Below are 21,884 nucleotides of genomic sequence, written 5' to 3' on the forward strand. Positions count from 1 at the left end.
TGCACATCACAACAGTTGCACGCGGCCGCCGTGGGTCGGCCGGCCGCGGCCAAGGAGGGGGATTTGACTCATGCGTGATGTCATGACGCCGGCGATACGGCTCGACCGTCGCCGCTTTCTGCTGACCGGCCTCGGTGCCACCGCAGGCGCGGCGCTCGCGCTCGGCGGGGTGACCACAACGGTGGCCGCCGCGGCCGGCACCCAGTGGCGCGGCAGGACCAGCGCCAACGGGTGGCGCGTGCTCGACTCGGCCCCGGCCCACCGTGTCGAGGGCACGGGTGGTGTCCACTTCGACGCGGCAGACGGCGATGTGGCCACCATGCTGACGCACGTGGTTCGCCGCTTCCACTACGAGATCGCCACGCTCGCGCCGGGCGAGGTCACCGGCCACGCCACGTCGCACACGGTGGCGGCGCCGTACGAGAGCAACTACCTCTCGGGTACGGCGATCGCGATCCGTCCGCTGCTCTATCCGGCGCGGGCGCAGGGCGGGTTCTTCCCGCACGAGCTCGTAGTGGTCCGCGACATCCTCGCCGACCTGGAGGGCGTCGTGAAGTGGGGCGGCGACCTGAGGCCGGCCAAGGAGTCGCACTTCCAGATCGACGTGAAGCCGGGTGACCCGGCGCTGCGCCGGGTCGCGGCGAAGCTGCGGGGCTGGGATATCAAGCCGGACGAGGGCGCGGGCACGATCGAGGCCACGACCCCGGCCCGGATGAAGGCGGCCAAGGCACTGGCAGCTCGCCAGCGCTGACGCGAAGGCGGCGGGCCCGGGCCGTCGGCGGAGGGCCGGGCCCCGATCCCCTGAGCGGCCAACGAGTCCGCCCTCGCTCACCCGCCGGGCCCCCGCGCGGCCTGCCGCAGGCGCCGCGATTTCGGTGACCGCCATACCTCCGCCCAACGGAAGCGCGCTCCCCTCCTCAATCCGCCGGATCCGGCTGACAGGACAAGGCAGTTCAGCGCGGGCTCGCGGCTCACTCGGGCGGCCGGAGTGCGGCGCGCCTGCCGCGCCGGTACGAGACGACCGACCTCAGGTCGCGACTGGCGCGACCGGGGAGTTCATCGGACCGGGCGGCAGGGGGTGAGCCACACCGCACACCGCCGCGGCTACCGCTCGCCCCAACGGCCGCCGCCCCGGGACCGGTCGCCCGTGGAGGTTGCCGGCACCGCTGTCCGGAGTCGGCTACGCGCTGCCCGCGCCGTCAGAACGCCCACTCCCCGCTGAGCCCACGCCATCCGCACCGGCGCCCGGCCCGGCGACGGCGCCGAGCAGCCGGTAGGGCCGCGCACCGACAACGCCGTTCGCCTGGGTCACCGGTGTGTAGAGCAGGCCGTGGGCACCGTCCTCGCTCACGAAGACGTGGGCGGCGCCCATGCCCAGGGGCGGAGCCGCCCGAAGTCCGTCGGCGGTGGCCTCGGCCCATCGCTCGGCATGGGACGCCGACTCACTCCCGGCGCGCGCGACGACGATCATGTCGGTCGTGTCGTCGCCGGTGCCGTCAGGTACGACGGTGTGCGCCAACCGGTAGCGGACCAGCCCGGGGCGCCTGATCCCCGGGACCTCACGGTCGATGCGGCCGACCATGTCAGCCCGGTGCTCGCGGACGAAGGCGAGGTGGGCCTCGTCGCTGGTCCACTGCGCGACGCTGAGCAGCACACGCCCGTCCGCGCTCGCGAAGCAGCTGAGCTGCAGGAAAGCCTTGGGTCGGACCCTGACCGAGAGCTCGCCCCACTCCCCAAGCAGCGCGCGGCCCGCCCGGTCCTGCCGGTCCGGCGTGTCCACGATCCACTCGCTGATCAGCGTGGTCCCGGCGTCGAGCCGGGCCAGATCCGGCAGCTGATGCGTTGTCACACGAAACTCCTGTCGTCGCCCTGTGCCAAGGAGCATGGAACGTCAAGCGCGGTTGAGGTCAAGCCGGAGCCCAGAACCCGAGTTGCCGCCTGCTCGTGCTCGGGCGATGTCCACGCGGCCCAGAAGGACCGTCAAGTCGCCTCCGTCCCCCAGGAATTGCCTCCGGTTTACCCGCACTCCCTTCCCAAGCCATGTGACATATGCAATTTTACAGACCGCAGAACCAATGAACCAAGCCGCGTTCATGCCAATTGATCAGCACGACCCGCGGGTCACCCGGGTCCGCTCCGTCGCGCCCCGAGGTCGGGGCAGCCGGGCGGGCCAGGCCCGCGGTACCCCCACCCGCCGCGCGCCGGAGCGCGGCCACACCGCTGGGAGGCGGCACGTGAACACCCGACCGGACAGCCAGAGACGAAGTCTCACCGGCTTCCTGATACTTGCCCTCGCGCTCTGTCTCGGCATCGCCATGCTCGCCCAACCAGGCCGGGCCGCAGCCGCGGACGGCCACCCGGGGGCGGCCACCCCGTCCGCCAAGAACGGCAAGGCCCAGGCCGCGCCGCCGCCCGTCGGCTCGACGGCCGCCATGTCCGACCGTTCCGACGCCCGCCGCAGCCCGATCGACGCCGCTCACCTTCCTCCGAACAGGCCGTTGACCTCGCCGACCCCGCAGAAGTCGAAGAGCAACGCGGCCAAGGGCGCCGCCGCGGCGTCCTGCACCCCGGGCGACTTCGGCAGCCGGACCGGGTCCGACCTGGTCGCGTTCGTCCAGGCGTCGACCACCGACTGCGTCAACACGCTGTTCAGCCTCACCGGGACCAACGCCTACAACGCGTTCCGCGAGGCGCAGATGGTCACCATCGCGGGCGCCCTGCAGAACACGGCGCGCACCTACCCGGGTGACAACTCCACCAACGTGTGGCAGCTCGTGCTGTTCCTGCGTGCCGGGTACTACGTGCAGTCCAACAACGCCTCCGACGTCGGCCCCTACGGCCCGACCCTGGCCACCGCCAGTGAGGCCGCCCTGGACACCTTCACCGCGTCCTCGCACTTCATGGACGTCAGCGCGGCCAACGGCGACATCATGGGCGAGGTCCTGATCCTCACCGACAGCGCCAACGAGCAGGCCCGCTACCTGAATACGTACAAGAAGGTGCTCAACGCCTACAACAGCTCCTACGACGCGTACTGGAGCATGGACACCGCCGTCAACGACGTGTTCACCCCGCTCTTCCGCGGCCACTGGAACCCCGCGTACATCTCGGCGGTGACCGCCGACCCGAGCATCATCGACACACTGAGCACGTTCACGCTGAGCCACCTCGCCAAGCTCAACGACACGTGGTTCTACCTGGATTCCAACGCGGGTACGGAGATGGCCCGCTTCCTCGACACCCCCGCGCTCCAGGCCAAGGTGCGTCCGCTGGTCAAGGGCCTGCTCGGCGCGTCCGCCATCACGGGCTCGACCGCGCCGCTGTGGGTCGGGGTCGCCGCGATGACCGACGCCAACGACAAGGCCCAGTGCTCGTACTACGGCACCTGCGACTTTATCGGCCAGCTCACCAGCGCCGCGCTGCCGATCACGTACAACTGCGACGCCGGCCACACCTTCCGCGCCCAGTCCCTGACCAGCGCGGCCCTCGCCGAGGCGTGCAAGAGCCTTCAGGGCCAGGACGCGTACTTCCACGGCATCGTCAAGGACAACGGCCCGGTGGCCGACGACCACAACACCAACATCCAGATCGTGACGTTCGCCAGCCCGAAGGACTACCAGACGTACTCCGGCTGGATCTTCGGCAACAGCACCAACAACGGCGGCGAGTACCTGGAGGGCAACCCCTCCGACCCGGCCAACCAGGCCCGCTTCCTCTCCTACGTGAAGAGCGTCAACGACGGCTTCCCCGCCGACATCTGGAACCTGAACCACGAGTACACGCACTACCTCGACGGCCGCTACGACATGGCCGGTGACTTCAACGCCGGGCAGGTCGTCCCGGACATCTGGTGGATCGAGGGCTTCGCCGAGTACGTCTCGTACAGCTACCGCGGCCTGCCCGACACCGAGGCGATCTCCGACGCCGCCCAGCACACCTACCCGCTGAGCACGTTGTGGCAGAGCTCGTACTCCAACTCCGACCAGACCCGCACCTATCCGTGGGGCTACCTCGCCACCCGCTACATGGTCGAGAAGCACCCGGCGGACGTCCAGAACATGCTGGCCAAGTTCCGCTCCGGCGACTACACCGGCGCGTACGCGGTCTACAACACCGGCATCGGCACCCGCTACGACGCCGACTTCAACACCTGGCTCGACGCCTGCGCCGCCGGCGCCTGCGGTGCCACGACCAGCGGCCCGGTCGCGGCCTTCGACGCCACCGTCTCGGGCCTGTCGGTGAACCTGACCGACAAGTCGACCGACGCCGGCAGCACCATCACCGCCCGCGCGTGGGACTTCGGCGACGGTACGACCTCCACGGCCACCAACCCGTCGAAGACCTACAAGGCCCCCGGCACCTACACGATCACCCTGAAGGTCACGGACGCGAAGGGCCTGACCAACACCACCACCAAGTCCGTCGCGGTGACCGGCGCCCTGCCCACCTGCACGAACGCCGACCCCCGGGTCATGGACCGGAACTGCTCCCGCTCCGGCCGCGCGGCCACGGCGGGCAACCTGGACTACATGTTCCTGTACCTGCCGGCCGGAACGGTGACCCTGCACATCACCACCACCGGCGGCACCGGCAACGCCGACCTCTACTACAACCCGAGCAACTGGGCGACCAACACGTCCTACACGGCCCGTTCGATCAAGGCCGGCAACACCGAGAGCATCACCGTCACCAACAAGACCGCCGGATACCGGTACCTCAGCCTGTACGCGAAGACCGCGTTCAGCGGGGTAACGGTCACGACGGCCTACTGATCCCGGCCTACTGATCCCGCTCGGTGCCGGTCCGCGGAAACGGGCCGGCACCGAGCCGCGTCCAGGAGCCGGTGGGGCTGTCCCCACCCCTGCGTGGTGGTCAGCCGGATGGGCAGCGGGGTCTGCGTGCGGCGATCGTGTCGTGACAGCGATTCCGCACGAAGGGGGAACAGTGAAGCATCCCGTGAAGCACGCTCTCGCGCGCCGTACGGTGCTGGCCGGCGCAGCGGCAGCAAGTGCCGCAATGGTGTGGGGTACTGCCGGGAGGGCCGTCGCCCATGGGCGGACGGGGCCGGTGGCGCAGGGATCGGTGGACGCCGAGGTGGCTCGCCTGGAGCGCGGGCTGGTCGCTCTGCGGCGGGACATCCACCAGCACCCCGAGCTGCCGGGTCAGGAGCGGCGCACCGCCGGTGTGGTGGCCCGAGAGCTGCGAGCGGCCGGCCTGGAGGTCACCACCGGAGTGGGCGGCAACGGCGTTGTCGGCGTACTGCGGGGCTCGCGTCCGGGCCGGACCGTCGCGTATCGCGCGGACATGGACGCCGTGCCGCCCCAGGACATCGTTGGGGGCGGCGCGGCGGCGGCCCACGTCTGCGGGCACGACATCCACACCACCGTGGCGGTCGGCGTCGCGCAGGTCCTGGCGCGGCTGCGCCGGCAACTGGGCGGAACGGTGGTGTTCGTCTTCCAGCCTGCCGAGGAGAGCCTGTCCGGGGCGCGAGCGATGATCGACGCGGGCGTGCTGGAGCGCACCCGCGTCGAGGAGATCCACGCGCTGCACTGCGGGCCGTTCCCTGTCGGCCAGTTCGCCATGGCCCCGGGCTTCGGGCTGCCGGGCCTGGACAAGGCGGAGGTGACTCTCTCCGGACCGGACGCGCCCGATACGGCGCGGCGGATGGCTGCCGAGATCGGCGCGCTCTCGACCGTGACACCGCCACAGACGCCCGCGGACATCGAGCGGCTCATCGCCGACGCCCAGACACCCGACGGACCGCTGGCACGGTTCGTGACCGTCCGGGCCAGGGCGCAGGAGGCCAAGGTGAGCGTGTCCTACCGCTGCTGGCCGCAGGAGCGGTACACGGAGGTACGCCAGGACATCCGCCGCCTGGCCTCCTCACACCCGGGGGCCGGGGTGAGCTTCCCCGCCGACCCGTTCCCCGCCATGGTCTGCCCAGAACGCGACGCCCGCGTGCTCGCCCACCACCTGCGCCGCACACGGGGCCGGGACGCGGTCACCGTGCTCCATGCCGCCTTCCCTCCCTTCAGCGGCGAGGACTTCGCCCTCTACTTGGACCGTGTCCCGGGCACGTTCACCTTCCTCGGCGTCCGTGCCCCCGGCGCACCCATCACAACGGCCTACCCGCACTACCCCGACTTCGCCCCGGACGAGCGCGCCATCGGCGTCGGCGTACGGGCGATGACCGGCTGGCTCGCGGAGCGAACCACGGAGCGCGGAGCCTGATCGGCGACGCGCACCCCAACAGGGGCCGGGGAGGCTTCTGTTGGAGTGCGCTCGGGCAGGCAGGTCTCCACCGTGCTGGTGGAGAAGCGCGTTGCCCCCGTTCAGCCGGTGTGCCCCTCGTGGCCGCCGTGTCCGGCTCCGTGGTCGAACGCCATCGCCTCCTTGGGCATGACGACGAACGGCCGCATCATGCCCATGTCCTCGTGTTCCAGCAGATGGCAGTGGTACATGAACCGCCCGTACGCCCCCTCGAACCGGCCCATCACGCGCAGAACCTGACCACCGGGCACCCGGAACACGTCCTTGTAGCCACGCTCATTCGGCGCGAGAGGTATCTGCCGCTGCGGGTCGAACGCCACGGGAGTGCGCGTACCGCCCACCGTCGGGTCGAACCCCGACACGTCGTACGGATCGCGGCCGAGCAGCTGGAAATCGGCCAGGTGGATGTGCATCGGGTGCGTGACGGGCGGGTTCACCGCGAGGTTGAGGAAGCTCCACTGCTCGTAGGCGCCCTCGGCGATCGTGAAGCCCAGGCCGTCGTTGAAGGTGCGCGCGATGCGGCGGTACGTCTTGGTCGCGCCGTCCGCGCCGCGCACCTGGACGACGCCGTCGGCCGGCAGCCGCAGGTCCCCGGTGTCCTGGACCTCGGCCATCTCCCAGATCTCGGGGTGCCCGCCGCCGCCCTTCGTGCCGGGCGGGGTCAGCACGACGAGGCGGTGGCCGTGCTCGACGTCGTGCGTGATCCTGCGGAACGAACCGGACAGGACGCTCGGCAGCTCGAAACCGTCGCCCTCGCCCGGCTCCCCCGGGTCCTCGCACGTGCCGACGCGGAACTCCATGACCTGCGGATAGCGCACGCCGCCCGCCACGTCGGGCACGCCCGGTGCCGCGTTCGGCCCCTTGTTGACGAAGCGGACGGTCCGGCCCGCCAGCGCCCGGAAGTCGATGAGGAGGTCCATCCTCTCGGCCGGGGCAATGGTGAGCGTGGGCAGGTCGTGGCCGAAGTCGACGGACACGGGGCTCGGCATGAGCCCCCCGTCGCTGCCGATCTGGTGGAGCACGCCCGGGACCGGCCGGTCGTCCTCATCGACCAGCACCAGTTCGTAGATCCGGGCATTGGACGCGTTGACCAGCCGGAAGCGGTACCAGGCGGGGTCCACGTCGGCGTACGGCCAGATGCGGCCGTTGACCGTCGTGTACGGACCCGTGAAGGGCAGCGTCACCGGCTTGCCCGTCTCGGCGTTCTTCGGGTCGACGACGACCGTCTTGTGCAGCAGGCGGCCGGTGAGCCGGCCGTCGTCGTCCGTGTCCAGATTGCGGTCGGCGAGCAGGAGCGGTATCTCCCGCTCACCGGACGGAAGTTGAAGTGCGTCCTCCTCGTCGTCCCTCACCAGGTACGTGCCGTACAGACCCGTGTGGACGTTCCACCGGGTGATGTTCATCGCGTGGTCGTGGTACCACCACTGCACCGCCCGATGGTCGTTCGGGTACTCCGAGAGCTGGGCATCGCCGTACCCCACGGCATTGTCCGCCCAGCCGTCGTTGCCGCCACCGGTACGGGCGCCGTGCAGGTGCGTCACCGTCCAGGCCGGCAGCGCCACGACGCCCTTGTTGGGCTCCGCACCGCCGCGCCCCGGCTCGGTGGACGGCGAGGGCGCGGCCAACGGAACCTCGACGGCGGTGACGGGATATTCGCTGCCTTTCGGGACGCGGTTGGTCCACGCGATGCGCACCCTCTGTCCGCGCCGCACCTCAATGGTGGGTCCCGGCACGTGCCCCCCGTACCCCCACATCAGAGTGGGCGGCAGCTGCGGATGCAGCCTCACCCACGTCGGCCGTACGGCGATCTCTGTTTCCTCGCGTACGTCACCGGAGGCCGGGCGCAGCACCGGTGGGACGGGCAACTGCGCGATGTACGGCCTCAGTTCACCGTCCTTCGGGGTCGGTGACGCCTCGCCGGTCAGCCGGTCCGCGATGCGTTCGATGATGTCGGTCAAGATGGAACACCCCCGTGTTCTCGTCTCGTGCACCGTCGCGCAGGTCAATGCGCGCGGTGACCCCCATCAGGCGGCCAGGTCAACGGCCACCCACATCACTAGACGTCCGGCGCGCCACAAAAGTTCACTGAATCCCTCATTCCGCACTAAAAGCCCGCGAAGTCGTGCGGCGTCGACTCCGGGCGTTCGACCCGGACGAAGGTGATGGGGGTCACAGTCGTGCGGTGTCACGGTCTCGGGTCGGGCCGTGTCCCATGGGCGGGAATCGTGGAAGTGAAAGGAGCATCGCCATGAAGGCCATGATCGTGTGTGTCTCCGTGTCGCACGGCAACACCAAGAGGATCGCCGACGCCATGGGCCACGTCCTGGAGGCCCCTGTCGTCACCCCCGAACAGGTCGATCTGGCGGAACTCTCCGCCTGCGACCTCGTGGGATTCGGCTCGGGGATCTTCTCCATGGCCTTCCATCCACGACTGCGCGAGTTCGTCCGGTCCCTCCCGAAGGAAGATCGGGGCAAGGCATTCGTATTCGCCACCAGCGGACTTCCAGAAGCACCGTTCCGGCCCTACACCCGCCCTCTGCTACAGCTTCTCCAGCAGAAGGGTTTCGAGGCGATCGACGCCTTCTCGTGCCGCGCGTTGGACACCTGGCTTCCCTTCAAGCCGATCGGCGGCATCAGGAAGCAACACCCCAACGCCGCCGACCTGGAGGCGGCGCGGGCGTTCGCCGAGGGCCTGCGAGCGAGGATCCACACCCCGTCCCGGCCGGCCTGACCGGGCCACCACGCGATCGTCGGCCGTCGCGCGGGACCCGGGCCGGGGCGCTCAGCCCTGCTGTCGCCGCCGGTAGTCCTGCCGCAGGGCATCGAGGATCTGGGCGGCCCCCGCGAGATCCGCCTTCCGGGCCATGGTCTGCAGCCCGCGCTCGTCCTCCCGAGCGGCGATGGTGTCCGCGAGCCGCAGGAACTCCTCGAACCGCGCCACGGCCGCCTCGGCAGGCTCCGGCAGCTGCCGCATGACCTCCTGATAGGCCGCGAACGTGCACGAGTACAGCACCGTGAGGTATTCAAGGGCACGTGCCGCCGCCGGGTCTTCCTCGGACGCGGCTCTCCCGCGCCGAGGCTCCGCCGCTGAGCGGGGCCTCGGTCTTGAGGCGTTCCGCCTCGCGCAAGGCTCCGTCGATGCCGGCCCGGACCGGGTCCGCGTCCACGTCCGGGCTCCCGGTTACGTGATCTGCTCCCCGGCCCTCCTGCGAGGCCTCGTCCTCTACATCTCTTCCGGAAACCGTCGCCCAGGCGAGGACGCGGGTGCGTGCGGAGAGGTCGTGCCAGGCATCCCGAGCCCCGCGAACAGCTCGGCGGCCCCCTTCAGTTCGGTGACGCTCTCCGTGTGGCGGTCCTCGCGCGAGAGCCGGTAGGCGCGCTGCTCGGCGATTTCCGCATGCGGAAGGTCCGGCGGGCCGAGCCGGTCGTCGTGCGTGGCGGTGCCGTCGGCGAGGCGTTCGGCGACGCCGGTCCACAGCCTGTCGGCCCCCGGGTGCCCCACGGCCGCCATGCGCCGCGCCTCGCGCACCAGGGCGACGAAGTCCTGGGGAGTCTCCACCCCGGTGGCGGGTACAGGGGCTGCCGCGACGGCCGCGGGCGAGGGCGAGCGCGGCAGGGAGGTTCGCAGTCCTAGCGGCAGCGGTTCGTCGAGCAACGGCCGTCGGGCGAGGCGCAGTTGACGGCGTCGCGAGACGGCCGTGGAGCCGTTGCGCCCGCCGAACGCCTTGGTGAGCCGGTCCGCCTCGGAGCGTACGTGGGTGAGGAGTTCACCCGTCGTCCAGTTCCTTCCCACGGGCCCGGCGACCGCGGTGCCGTCGTGTCCGTCCGCGACGAGGCGGGCGAGCAGGACGTCGGTGCCGGTGAGGAAGTCCAGGTGGGCCAGCGCGGCGCCGGCCGCCTCGAAGAGCGAGCGGTTCTCCGCGAGGATCTCAAGGCCCCGGCCCTCATTGCGCGAGAGCGCGCAGAACTCCACGTGAAGGCCGACCTCGTCCTGCATGCCCGTGTTGCCCCGGACCCGCCGGTAGCCGGTGAGGTGGTGGGAGCGGGCCTCGTCGAGGCGGCTCGTCCGCAGCAGCCGCAGCAGGGCGCGCCTGGCTCATCTGCGGCTCCTCGGTGCAGCCCATGCCGTCGGCGAGGACCGGCCGCCAGGTGTCGAGCGCCCCGGCGTCGCCGCCCGCCAGCACCTGGTGCCAGGCGAAGTGCCGGTGCCGTTCGAGACCACCGACGGCAACGTCACCCTGGAGGAGTTCGCGCGGCTCGCGGGCGCGCCCACTGCTACGGAACTCGGGCCGTCAGACCGTGGTACGCACAGTCGGCAGCGGCATCAGGACCGGGCCCGCCGCCGGGTCCTTGCGGCAGGCATCGCCGCACTCGGCGTCGAGCGAGCAGCACAGCGAGCAGATCGGCCCGGCCTGCACCGGGCAGTCGGCGATGTCCGGGAGTTCGTAGGCCGTCTCGCAGACCGCGCAGGTGTGGGTGGCCGTCACGTCCGCCACAGCCGCTTCCGGTCCGTTCACCGGGTTGGGGCGGGCGAGGTAGTACCTGCCTTGGGTGGCCCAGGCGATCAACGGGCAGAGCACGAGGGCGAGTCCGGCCGCGATGAACGTCGAGAAGGCTTCGGCGTACCGGCCGAACAGACCGAAGAAGGCCAGGATGGAGACGACCGAGGCGATCGCCATCGAGCCGAACCCGGCCGGGTTCACGGCGTACAGATAAGCCCTCTTGAACTCGATGTACTTGGGGCTCCAGCCCACGCTTTTGTTGATGACGAGGTCCACTGCGACGGCCGTGATCCAGGCGATGCCCACATTCGAGTAGAAGCCGAGCAGCTTGTTGAGGGCTGCGAACATGTTCATCTCCATCAGCGTCAGCGCGATGGCGAGGTTGAGGAAGATGTACCAGACCCGGCCCGGGTGGCGGTGGGTGAGCCGGGAGAAGAAGTTCGACCAGGACAGCGAACCGCTGTACGCGTTGGTCACGTTGATCTTCACCTGCGAGACGATCACGAACAGCGCGGCGGCCGGCAGCGCGAACGAACCGAGCCAGGGGCGCAGGGCTTCGATCTGCGGGGCGATCGGCTCCAGGGCGTGCGTCTTGCCGACCGCATCCAGGGCCACGAAGGCGAGGAATGCGCCGCCGAGCTGCTTGGCCGCCCCGATGATCACCCAGCCGGGTCCGGCGGCAAGCACGGCGAGGTTCCAACGGCGCCTGTTCGCCTCGGACTTGGCGGGCATGAACCGCAGGTAGTCCGCCTGCTCGCCGATCTGCGCGATGAGCGAGAGCGCCACGCCCGTGCCGAGCCCGAAGCCGATCCAGGAGAAGCCGGAGCCCGCCCCCTCGGTGCCGCCGAAGGAGCCGAACGCGCCCCAGGCGTCCGGGGCCTCGAAAGCCAGGACCAGGAACGGCAGGACCATGCCGATGATCCAGAGCGGCTGGGTCCAGGCCTGCACCTTGGCCAGCGCCCCCATTCCGCGGAACACGATCGGGATCACGATGAGCGTCGTCACCAAGTACCCCACCTGGACCGGGAGTCCAATGGCCTGGTGCATGGCCTGGGCCATGATCGAGCCTTCGAGGGCGAAGAAGATGAAGGTGAACGAGGCATAGATGAGGCTGGTGAGGGTGGACCCGAAGTAGCCGAAGCCGGCTCCGCGCGTGATCAGGTCCATGTCCAGGCCGTACTTGGCGCAGGCCCGTGCGATCGGGATGCCGGTGACGAAGATGATCGTCGCGGCGGTAAGGATCGAGGCGAGCCCACTGGTGAAGCCGTAGGTGAAGACGATGGACGCGCCGATCGCGAAGTCAGCGAGGTAGGCGATGCCGCCGAGCGCAGTGGACGCCACCATCGTGGGCGACCAGCGCCGGAAGGAGTACGGGGCATAGCGCAGCGAGTAGTCCTCGCGGCTCTCGTCGGCGGCCATCCTGGCGTAGCTGCGCCGGGGCCCGCCCTCCGGCGGCGGCTGCGCGCCCGTCCTGGCGGATGGTGCGGCGGCGGTGTCCGTCATCGCGGCTCCCCGTTCGTCGGTCCGGTGTGCGGGTACGGACCGGAAGGTAGGAGCCGGACATGACAGCACGCGGCCACCCGGGATTGCCTGCGCGTTAAGGGAGCCCGCCGCGGGTTAACTCCGGGTCACACGGAACGGACGTGGGCCCGGCACACCGGCAACTGATATGCGCCCCGGGCACCCGTCGCCGTGCCGCACCAGCAGGTGGCGGGAGACCCGGTACTAGTCCCGCCGGGACGACGACGTCCGCCGTCTCCACCGCGAGGCTGGTCATCCGGGGTTCGGGAGGGCTTCGAGGCGTTTGACCGCACCGATGACGATGTCGGTCCAGGGCCGCTGCCGGGTGAATCCGCCAGGCGGGCGTGTCAGCGGCCCGGCGGCCGGTGTTCGGGGAGCCAGTGCTGGGCGAAGTCGGCGGCCTTGCGCAGGCTGAAGAGGCGGGCGGTGGCGGAACCGACCCGGCCGGTGCGCACGGTGCCGGCCGGCGTCAGGCGCTCGAAGTCCGCCCCCAGAGTGCCGAAGTCGCCGTCGTTCAGGGCGACGTCCTCGTACGTCCACCACTGACGTTGTCCGTCGAGCGTGATCACGCAGTTGTAGCGGCGCCGAACCGGTCGCGGCACCCGATATTCCGCGAGGTGGAAGGTCGTACAGACGTTGAACCCGACGCCCAGGAGCAGCACTTGAGCGTGCAAGTCGTACAGGCGCGCCAGCGGCGAGTCCTCGCCGAGGTGGCAGTCCGGGTGATGGTTCTCGATGATCTTCGCCGCTTCTTCACCGAGTGCGGCGAAAGAGGTCTGCGGGTGTTCGCTGCGGATCGCGCCTCGCGTCTGGCGCACTGTCTCGGCGAGCAGGCCCATCGTGGAAGGGGTTTCCGCCGGATCGAAAGGGGCCATGGTCGCTCTGAGTTCGGCCACGGCATCCTCGTCGAGGCCGCGTACTCGTTCCAGGTATTCGGGCGAGGTGTCGGAGTTCGCGGGAGTGAAGGTGGGCACGGTCAAGGTGCCGGCCGGTCCGAGCGCGCTGCGCAGCGCCCGTACCACCGTCGCGGGGCCGTCGGCCGTCGTGCCGATGGCGCGTAGGGACGCGTGCACCATCAGGGCGCCGCCCTTTTGTACGCCAAGGTCCGACAGTTGGGCGGTGAGTCGGGCTTCATCGTGGTGGACGTTCAAGTCAACACATCCCTTCAGGCCCAGGCGGCTCAGCCTGGGCGCCCCGGATTCCGCGGGCCGTTGGTCGGCGCCTACGAGGGGCCGGGACCGGCGCGCGTCGCGGTTTCGAAGCCCTGCCCTTCTTGAGAGACAACGAGCCTGCCCTGGCGGGGAACACGGCCCTGGGGGGCGGCATCTCCTCCGCCGCGGCCCGCATCTCGTTCTCGGCGCCGATCAAGCAGTTCAGCACGCGCTCGTGGTGGTCGCCCGCCGCGTCGACGACCCGAATGCGCAAGTGCAAGTCGGCCAGTTCGTCCACGATCCGGTGAGAGAACCGTCCCACCACAAATGTGCCCAGCTGACCACCGTAGCCAATCGTGTTGAGATAGAAATCCTTTCCGTTCACGGGTTTCCAGCCTGCGGATGTCGCCGCCGTCGATTTCCCCGATGCATTCTCAACTGCCGGTTGTGCAGGGGGAAGCGGGCCTTCCGGCTGCGTGGGCAGAGCTCGTTCGATCGGCCCTTGGGCCAGCGCGCGGCTCGCTTCCTGAGAGCTCAGCCAGCCGCCCGTCGGCTGCCCCTTCCACTCGATTGCGTATTCGGCGCACTCGATGGTGGCGCTTCGCGTCCCTCCGTTGTGTACCGTCACCTCCCACACCTCGTCACCGGACATCCCGTACGTGTTCGGCATGGGCATCCCGGACCAGCCGATCTGCGGCCGCACCGACCGCGCGTACTGGGCCCGGGCGAAGGCGACACCGCCGGTGAGCGCAAGCATGTGCCCGAGCGACTGCTGGTCGAGGAGCGCGAGTCGCCAGGGCCAGCGTGCCCGGGTCGCCTCGGCCATGTTGTCGCGCACGATCTCCCAGATCAGCAGCACCGACAACAGGAGTATCAGGGCCAGCGGAACGGTGAAGAGGACCAGGTTGCGCGCGACCCGGCGCTGGGCGTTCTCGGGACTCCTGGCACGTTTCATGGCCCCTCCCCGGCTCTGCCAACCGTCCGCCGCGGCCGCCGCCGCAGCACCACCTATGGTGACGGGTCGGCTACAGAGGGCACCAGGGTTGAGTGCGAGCCGAGATTCGGGCGGCTCGCCGCCGCGGCTACGCTCGATGCGTGAGCGTGCCTACTGAGACGCTGACTCTGGGGACCGTCAGCACGATCGTCGAAGTGACGGTTCTCGTAGCGAAGAGCTCGGAACAGGATCTTGCTGAAGTGCCTTGCTCCGGCGCGACAGTTGTGACGATCGGACCGTTCGGGTGGGTGTGACGACTCGACCGTGGATCCTGGACGACGGCTTGTGGGCTCCTCGAACCGTTGCTGCCGCCCTGGCCCGAGCGGTCGCCGGGGCCGACGACGCAGGAAGGCCGGATCGCGATCGTGTTGGCTAAGGTAGCGGGCCGCGTCCTGCGGGACAGGACTCCAGTCACACGAAGGGCAAGCTCTCGTGCGCACTCTTTACGTCGTGACCCACCCAGAGGCGACGCACCACGTCGAGGGAGTCGTCGGCGGATGGCACGACTCCCGCCTGACGCCCACCGGCATCCGCGCAGCGGCCTCCATCGCCCAGGCACTTCGGGCCCAGATCCCGGACGGCGCCGAGGTTGACCTGTTCTCCTCGGATCTGCAGCGCACCCGGCAAACCGCCGAGCAGGTAGCCGAACTGTTCGGCGTAAGGCCGATCCTTGACCGCAGGCTGCGAGAGAAGTCCTACGGCGAGGCGGAGGGAAGGCCACAGGAGTGGCTGGACCGACGCTTCGTCCCACCGCCGGCTGTCGGCGAACGGATGGACCACGACGAGGGCGTGGAGGGAGCCGAGACGAAAGCGGAGTGGGCGCAGCGCATCTACACGGCCATGGACGAGATCCTGCGGCATCCGCGCGAACACCAGATCATCGTGACGCACGGCGGCTCGCTGACCTTCGTCGTGGCGTCCTGGATCAAGATGCCGATCGAGTCGGCCGGTTACGCCAGTTTCCGGGCCCCCTCCGGCAGCATTACCACGCTGCGCGAGGACGACTTCTTCCACAACCGCCAAGTCGTCAGCCTCGGGAACACTCACCACCTCGACCCCGCGCCGTAGCAGTGAACCATCGCCTCGACTGCACTCGATCAGGGCGCTTCAGCAGATCCTCTTACGAGCACTGAGCCAACATGTCTTGCACGTGAGCATTCTGGCAAGCCCCGGAATCTGCCCGGGGGTGCTGCTGGTGAGCCAACAGATCCCCTAATGGGGGCGGGGATCTGTCGACCGCGGGCGCCGAAGCGGTGTCGAAGCGAGCTATCGGACAGGCTCGTCGCCGATGGGCGCGTGATGCCCGACGGCGTCGATTTGTGGCGCGTGCGGGCCCCGGCGGTGGGTCCGCCGAGGCCCGGGATACGCCCTCTGTCGGTGTTGTTCTAGGCGCGCTCGAACGGTGAGGGCACGGGATAGTAGGCCTCAAGGAAGGCGCGCAGGGTGCGGTCCTGCTCCGTGACGGAGACTTCCGCGTCTGCGGATTCGCCGATGCAGAACACAGTGCGGCCGCGGGTGGCCAGGAGGCGGCTCAGGACCGTGTGGTGCTGGGAGTTGCCGACATTGACGTAAGTACAGGAGATCGTCGCTGGTGTGGAGCGTCCCGTGAGGTAGCCGTAGTGGTGATGGAGGGACGAAGTGATGGAGAGGTCCGTGGCGGCACGGAAGCGATTGCCGGCTGTTGCCGCGACCTCGGAAGCGTATTTCTCGCTGATCTCCGCAAGGACGCTGCGCCGCAGGGGGTGCGGTGCGTGCAGGAAGCTGTGGGTGGCGGTGCGGCCGAACTCCCTCTTCAATACAGTCCGGTTGTTCTTCGCTGCGGCGAAGTAGCCTTCGTCGTCTTCGGAGAGTTCGTTCGGCGGTACGGCGGTGGGGGAACGGAAGTGGTGTGCCGTGCCGTTGCTGTCGAAGAAGGCCTGCGGGGTCACCGGCCGTCCGACGAACACGTCGTCGTTGAGGTAGAGGAAGTGCTCGGCGAGGCCGTCGATGCGGTGCAACTGGCTCTCGATGGCGTGGGAGTTGAAGGTGGGGAGCCAAGTGGGGTCGGTGAAGATGTCCCGGTGGCTGACCAGCTTGATGCGGGGGTCGCTGGTGTCCAGCCAGGCGGGTGCCTGGTCGTCGGTGACGATGTGGATGGTGCGTACCCAGGGTGCGTACATGGCCAGGGAACGCAGGGAGTAACGGAGTTCGTCGCGGTTGCGGAAGCGCACGTCGCCGCTGTCCGCGCCGCCCGTCGTTGCGATGCCGGCTTCGCGGCGGGCGTTGTCGCGGCGCCGCTGCCAGGCGGGATCGGTGTCGTCGACCCAGGTGTAGACGACGTCGATGGGAAAGTCGATGTCGTTCATGAGCCGGCCGGTGAACGCCGCGGCGGTGGGGTGTTCGCGCTCGCCCACCCGTAGCGTGGCGGCGGTCTCCAGGCTGGGCAGGCGTGGGCCGATCAGGGTGGAGCCGCGAGGGGCCTTGCGCCAGCCGGGGAATTCCTCGTCTTCGTCGCTGACGGCCCAGAATTCGACGGTGCAGCCGAAGGCCGGCCCGTATCGCAGGGTGCGGCCGGTAGTGGTCACCGGCTTGAAGACACGGACTCCGGCAACGTCCCCCGCATCGCGCAGCCGCTCAGCCAGCCATGCGCCGGGGGCGGCGCCCTTGGGGGCTATGAGTTCGCCGTAGACGGGCTTGCCGTGCAGCTCCGTGGCGAGTGCGTCCAATGCCTGGGCCCTGCACTCGACTTCGACGGCGATGCGGTACGAGGTGCCACCATCCCGCAGGAGTACATACGGGATCTGGTGCGCGGTGAGGGCAGCGGTGACCAGTTCGAGGTTCCACTCGGCCATGCGGGAAGCCAGGACGTCGTCGCGGACTTCGGCGAGGCGGCCGGCGGTGCGCACCAGGGTGCCGCTGCGGTCCTGAGCCTGGAGGAGGACTTCGCGCGCCTTCTGCTCATCGGCGGAGTGGGCGAGGGCCGTGACCGGAGCACTGATGTTGAAGCTGCGGGTGCCACCGGCTGCGATGCGCCGGGCCGTGCGGTCGGCGCGTTGGGCCAGCCGCTTGGGGTCGTCACGCCGCGATACGAGGCGAGTGAAGAGGGCTTCCCAGCGAGCAGCGATGTCGGCGGAGCCGAAGCGTGCGTGCACCCCATGGCGGGCTGCGGCGCCGTAGGCGAGGCGGGTGTCGTCGTCCTCCATCAGCTTGGCCATGGCCGCGGCGAGGGAATCCTTGTCGGCGGCGGGTACGAGCAGCCCGTCGGTGCCGTGGCGGACGATCTCGGCGGGGCCGGTGACGATGTCGTACGCAACGACCGGCACGCCCGCGGCGAAGACCTCCAACAGCACCAGCGGGAACGCCTCATTGCGGGAGGGCAGCACGGCGAGTGCCGCCTTCGCCCATTCCTGTTCCATCTGGGCGGATCGGCCGAGGAGTTGGACCCGGTCGTGCAGGGCGAGGCCGTCGATCAGGCGGCGGAGGTTCACCTCCTGCGGGCCGTCGCCGAAGATCCGCATGGTCCAGTCGGGGTGCTCCTCGGCCAGCGTCGCGAAGGCCTCGATGGCATGGTCGAGTTGCTTCTCCGGCGTCATCCGGGCAGCGAGCACGATGGTCTTGCTGTCGAGGTCGGAGCGGGGCCGGAAGCCGCTGGGGACGGCGTTGGGGATGGCGACGAGTTCAGGGGCGGCCGTCCCCAGGGAGTCGGCGAACCAGTCGTTGGTGCGCTCGGTGAGGGAGACCAGGGCATCAATGCGGGGCGCGTAGACCAGCAGGGGCTCGCCGGTGGCGCCGCGTAGCTGAGAGGCGCGGTGTTCCTGGTGGACGGTGATGACGCGGGCGGGCGCGAGTTCGGCGGCCGCGGCCATCAGGGCCGGGGTGGTGGTGATGAGTACGTCCGTATCGAGGGAGCCGAGTGCGGCGGTCATCTCGACGTCGGAGAGGCGGTCGAAGGTCGCTTCCCAGGAGGGCTTGATGACCTCGCTGGGCAGCGAGGCGAGAGTGCGGCATTCCTGCTCGCTCAAGTCGCTTGCGCGGACCGGCTGTTCGTAGGGGCCGGTGCGGTCGATGAGGTAGCGGCGCGCGACGGTATGGCCGACCTCGAAGAAGGGCTCGGGGCGGGTCTTGAAGACGCTGATGACCTCGACCTGATGGCTGGGTGCCAGGTGAGTGGCCTGGGTGTAGGCGGCCATCTCGGTGCCGCCCATCTCGTCGCCCCAGGTGAGCAGGAACGTGATCTTCATCGGGTGGAGTCCTCGGGGGTGACGAAGGGGGCGCAACTGACAGCGAGGGTGCCTGCTGCGGAGAGATGGGCGTGCACGCGCAGAACGGTGCCGTCGTCCAGGGCGACGGCACGGAAGGGCGTACGAAAGACCCGCTTCGGATGGCGTACGTCGGTAAGACGGCGGCCGATCTTGATCCGGGTGGTGTTGGACGTCAGGCGGATGTCCCACATGCGCTGGCCGCGGCTGTGCCGGCTCATCTCGGCGAGCGGCAGGTCGAAGGTGAAGTCGGAGCCCTGCCAGCGCGGCCGTATGGCAATGGGTGTGCCGCCGGCGCCACGGCGTATCGCCTCGGCTGCGTAGGCGTCGTGGGGTGGTTGGACGGCGAGTAGCCTGCCCCGCACGGTGATCCGGTCCCACTTCAGGTCAAGGGCGGTCAACTCGGCTTGCCGACGCGGCGCGGAGACCTTGATCACGGCGTGACCGTCCACGGTTCGGGCCACCCGGTAGCGCACGCCGGTTGCGGGGTCGGGTGAGGTCCGCAGCGTGGGTCCGTCGCCGATGGGCGCGGTGGGGGAAGCCACCGCGGCCCGGTGCTGTCGGCCCGCATGGTCGGTGGCCACCAGGGTGAGCCGCCAGATGCCGTCGTGCAGTCGAAGTCCCCTGGCGTCCGCTGGGTCCAGGCGGGCGTGGCGCAGCGGGGTGGTCAACGTCAGCAAAACTCCGCCGTCAGGTTGGGGCTCCACCTCCAGAGGCAGGTGTTGACTGCGGCCGCGGGACTCCAGGAGGAGTCGGGCCCCGGTCACGCCACCGGCCGATGAGGGGCAGGGTAGGGCGAGGTTGAGGGTGCGGCCCCCGAGGACGGACAGGTGGACGGGTCGCAGCAGAGCGAGTGAACGTCCGCGGGCGCCCAGCGCGGGGAGCGTGTCGATCTGTTCGGTACGCAGCCGTGCACGACTTGCTGCTCCTCGGGCCCACTTGGCGGCTCGCACCGCGTGGGACAGGAGGGGTTCACCCATGACGTTCCGTTCTGTGTTCTGCGACTCCTGGCCGCACCGGGGACCCCATGGAATGTGAACCGGTGCCCCGCAGTCCAGTCCATAGCCCGATTTGGCGGGCACCATGTGAAATCGGATGGTTAGACCCGAAAACTACCGGTCAATTCGGACATATGCACCTATCTCGCGAGTGATTGGTCTTGACCAGCGCATTACGTACATTACCGTTACGTGAACATCATCTTATCTTCACCTGAGACTGAAGGGTCCGGCTCATGACCACCGGCGGGCCCCTCTGGGGGCACCGTCCTGCGTCTCGGGACGAACACCAGTAAACGGAGCAAAACAGCATGACACAGGCCCAGGGGGCGCCGACGACAGCGTCAGCGCAGGGGAACCGGGCACAGGCCACACCGGGGGCGCACCAGTCCGCCGCCTCTGGCAACGTGGCCGGCACGGTCAGTGGCACAGCGCCGAATGCCGAGGCCTCCGGCCTTGTCTCCCTTTACCGCAAGGCACTGCCCGCCAATGGGCGGCGTGCCATCGCCCGGCGTTTCTCGCCCGAGCAGCGCCGCAGGTTCAAGCAGCGCCTGACCGCCGCTTCGGCGGGTCTGCAAGCCACCGGGCTGCGGTCCTCAGCCTTCACTGCGGCCCACCGCGCGCTGATCGCAGGCTCTGGCACGGTCGTGGTCACGATCGAGGGACGCTCACGCCTCGCTCTCCCCCAGCCACGTCTGTCTCCCGAGGCAGCGCGGCGTGCCAACCTGGCCACCGTCACCGAGGTACTCGCCTCGGCCGGTATCGACTACTTCTGCATACGCCAGCGAGACCGCTCGGCCACGACCGTCGCCGTCGCTCGCGCCGATCGCGCCGCCGCGCTCCAGGCCCTGAGCGAACACTCCAGCGTCCAATCCTGCTACCTGACAACTCCGGGGAACGCCGGGAAGGTCTTCGCCGGCTACCGGTCCCCGAGTTGGAGGCGTTTCGCCTCTGCCAAGGTGGTACGACTGTTCACGTACCACACCGACCCCAGTCGGCGCTTGGTCCTCGGCGCCGAGCATGGCTGCGACCTGGAATTCTGGTCCGCGGATGGCGAGAAGCTGACGGCCCCGCGTCGCAACTCGATCGTGGAGTCCGTGCCCGCCGACGGCCTGACCGTCGAGACCCCGGCCGAGACCTTCACCGCTCCCTACGGCACCCGGGACCGTGGCCTGCTGACGGTCCGCACCCGGGAGGAGTTCACCACCGTCCTGCCCCGGGACATCACCTTCCCCGTCGACGCGGTCTACACGTGGGTCAACGGGTCCGACCCGGCGTGGCTCACGCGCCGCTCGCGTTTCTCGGGCACCAGTTATCACGCAGAGGCGGCCAACGCAGCGCGCTACGCGGACCACGACGAACTGCGTTACTCATTGCGGTCCCTGGACATGTACGCGCCGTGGATCCGCACCATCTACGTCGTCACCGACGACCAGACCCCCGCCTGGCTGGACACCTCCGCCCCGGGGATCCAGGTGGTGTCGCACCGGGACGTCTTCCGTGACACCAGCGTGCTGCCGACCTTCAACTCCCACGCCATCGAGAGCCAGTTGCACCACATCGATGGGCTGTCGGAGCACTTCCTCTACTTCAACGACGACGTGTTCCTGGGTTCGGAACTGTCCCCCAGGGACTTCTTCCTCGCCAACGGGCTAACCAGGTTCTTCCCCTCGCCCGCCCTTGTGCCGCTGGGTCCTCCCTCTGCCGAGGACGTCCCCGTCGCGGCCGCCGGCAAGAACAACCGCACGCTGATCCAGCGGCGGTTCGGGACCACGCCCGTCGAGAAGATGCGGCACACTCCGCACGCCCTGAGCCGCAGCGTCCTGGAAGAGATCGAGACGGTTTTCGCCGAGCAGCACGCCACGACGGCTTCCCACCGGTTCCGCAGCAGCGACGACATCGCCATCCCGTCGTCCCTGTACCACTACCACGCCTTCCACACACGCCGCGCAGTCCCCGGCGACCTGCGGTACGTGTACCTGGACGTCGCCCACCCGCACACGCCCAATCATCTCGACCGGCTGCTGCTCGCGCGCGACAAGGACGTGTTCTGCCTCAACGACACCACGTCCAACGAGGGCGACTTCGCGCGAAGCGATCGCCTGATCCGGACCTTCCTGGAGGCGTACTTCCCGGTGGCCAGCCGGTTCGAGCGTCCCCTGTGACACCGGCTCGACCGACCGCCGACCACCGCACCGCCTTGGATTCCC

The 21,884-nt window shown here is 69.5% G+C and carries 15 protein-coding genes; 6 read left to right on the forward strand and 9 right to left on the reverse strand.

The window, feature by feature from the left end:
• The first annotated feature begins 70 nt into the window (after nucleotides 1–70).
• Nucleotides 71–751 carry a hypothetical protein gene (locus ADK54_RS12675; RefSeq protein ID WP_053725690.1) on the forward strand — a complete coding sequence of 227 codons (681 nt, stop codon included), beginning with the start codon at nucleotides 71–73 and terminating at the stop codon, nucleotides 749–751.
• A 429-nt stretch (nucleotides 752–1,180) separates the two neighbouring features.
• Here ADK54_RS12675 and ADK54_RS12680 read toward each other — a convergent pair whose 3' ends face one another.
• The gene (locus ADK54_RS12680; RefSeq protein WP_053725691.1) at nucleotides 1,181–1,849 is read right to left on the reverse strand and encodes a hypothetical protein; all 669 of its coding nucleotides are present in this window, start codon (nucleotides 1,847–1,849) and stop codon (nucleotides 1,181–1,183) included.
• A gap of 385 nt (nucleotides 1,850–2,234) precedes the next feature.
• Between ADK54_RS12680 and ADK54_RS12685 the strand changes: the two genes are divergently transcribed.
• Both ADK54_RS12685 and ADK54_RS12690 read left to right on the forward strand, forming a co-directional pair.
• Entirely contained in the window at nucleotides 2,235–4,772 is a 2,538-nt protein-coding gene (locus tag ADK54_RS12685; protein ID WP_053725692.1) for a collagenase, read from the forward strand.
• A 244-nt stretch (nucleotides 4,773–5,016) separates the two neighbouring features.
• Nucleotides 5,017–6,231 (forward strand): M20 metallopeptidase family protein, encoded by a 1,215-nt coding sequence (locus tag ADK54_RS12690; protein WP_053725693.1) that lies wholly within the window; start codon nucleotides 5,017–5,019, stop codon nucleotides 6,229–6,231.
• A 101-nt stretch (nucleotides 6,232–6,332) separates the two neighbouring features.
• On the opposite strand, the gene phsA is transcribed toward ADK54_RS12690, so the two are convergent.
• A complete protein-coding gene (phsA, locus tag ADK54_RS12695; RefSeq protein WP_053725694.1) occupies nucleotides 6,333–8,228 on the reverse strand; it encodes an O-aminophenol oxidase PhsA in 1,896 nt (631 codons plus the stop codon).
• 290 nt (nucleotides 8,229–8,518) lie between these two features.
• Here phsA and ADK54_RS12700 point away from each other — a divergent pair, with 290 nt between their 5' ends.
• Entirely contained in the window at nucleotides 8,519–9,001 is a 483-nt protein-coding gene (locus ADK54_RS12700) for a flavodoxin family protein (protein ID WP_053725695.1), read from the forward strand.
• A gap of 51 nt (nucleotides 9,002–9,052) precedes the next feature.
• On the opposite strand, the gene ADK54_RS12705 is transcribed toward ADK54_RS12700, so the two are convergent.
• The 5 genes from ADK54_RS12705 to ADK54_RS12725 form a co-directional block, all read right to left on the reverse strand.
• Nucleotides 9,053–9,244: a hypothetical protein gene (locus ADK54_RS12705; protein WP_159047738.1), complete on the reverse strand. Its 192-nt coding sequence runs from the start codon at nucleotides 9,242–9,244 to the stop codon at nucleotides 9,053–9,055.
• Between the two features lie 249 nt (nucleotides 9,245–9,493).
• Entirely contained in the window at nucleotides 9,494–10,267 is a 774-nt protein-coding gene (locus ADK54_RS12710) for a hypothetical protein (protein WP_053725697.1), read from the reverse strand.
• 295 nt (nucleotides 10,268–10,562) lie between these two features.
• On the reverse strand, nucleotides 10,563–12,275 hold the full coding sequence (locus tag ADK54_RS12715; protein WP_053725698.1) for a purine-cytosine permease family protein: 1,713 nt from the start codon (nucleotides 12,273–12,275) through the stop codon (nucleotides 10,563–10,565).
• A gap of 365 nt (nucleotides 12,276–12,640) precedes the next feature.
• Nucleotides 12,641–13,444 (reverse strand): aminoglycoside N(3)-acetyltransferase, encoded by an 804-nt coding sequence (locus ADK54_RS12720; protein WP_234392028.1) that lies wholly within the window; start codon nucleotides 13,442–13,444, stop codon nucleotides 12,641–12,643.
• 1 nt (nucleotide 13,445) lies between these two features.
• Nucleotides 13,446–14,399, reverse strand: coding sequence for a hypothetical protein (locus ADK54_RS12725; RefSeq protein ID WP_053725700.1), 954 nt, complete (start codon nucleotides 14,397–14,399; stop codon nucleotides 13,446–13,448).
• A 471-nt stretch (nucleotides 14,400–14,870) separates the two neighbouring features.
• Here ADK54_RS12725 and ADK54_RS12730 point away from each other — a divergent pair, with 471 nt between their 5' ends.
• The gene (locus ADK54_RS12730; RefSeq protein WP_053725701.1) at nucleotides 14,871–15,506 is read left to right on the forward strand and encodes a histidine phosphatase family protein; all 636 of its coding nucleotides are present in this window, start codon (nucleotides 14,871–14,873) and stop codon (nucleotides 15,504–15,506) included.
• A 317-nt stretch (nucleotides 15,507–15,823) separates the two neighbouring features.
• Here ADK54_RS12730 and ADK54_RS12735 read toward each other — a convergent pair whose 3' ends face one another.
• Nucleotides 15,824–18,658, reverse strand: a complete 2,835-nt coding sequence (locus ADK54_RS12735) for a stealth conserved region 3 domain-containing protein (protein WP_053725702.1) — start codon at nucleotides 18,656–18,658, stop codon at nucleotides 15,824–15,826.
• Nucleotides 18,655–19,656 carry a hypothetical protein gene (locus ADK54_RS12740; RefSeq protein ID WP_053725703.1) on the reverse strand — a complete coding sequence of 334 codons (1,002 nt, stop codon included), beginning with the start codon at nucleotides 19,654–19,656 and terminating at the stop codon, nucleotides 18,655–18,657. Before ADK54_RS12740 ends, ADK54_RS12735 begins: the two co-directional genes overlap by 4 nt.
• A gap of 329 nt (nucleotides 19,657–19,985) precedes the next feature.
• On the opposite strand from ADK54_RS12740, the gene ADK54_RS12745 reads away from it, so the two are divergent.
• The gene (locus ADK54_RS12745) at nucleotides 19,986–21,839 is read left to right on the forward strand and encodes a stealth family protein (protein WP_078966333.1); all 1,854 of its coding nucleotides are present in this window, start codon (nucleotides 19,986–19,988) and stop codon (nucleotides 21,837–21,839) included.
• Nucleotides 21,840–21,884 lie beyond the last annotated feature (45 nt).

Origin of the sequence: Streptomyces sp. WM6378 (assembly GCF_001279695.1) — a bacterium.
Taxonomy (GTDB): domain Bacteria; phylum Actinomycetota; class Actinomycetes; order Streptomycetales; family Streptomycetaceae; genus Streptomyces.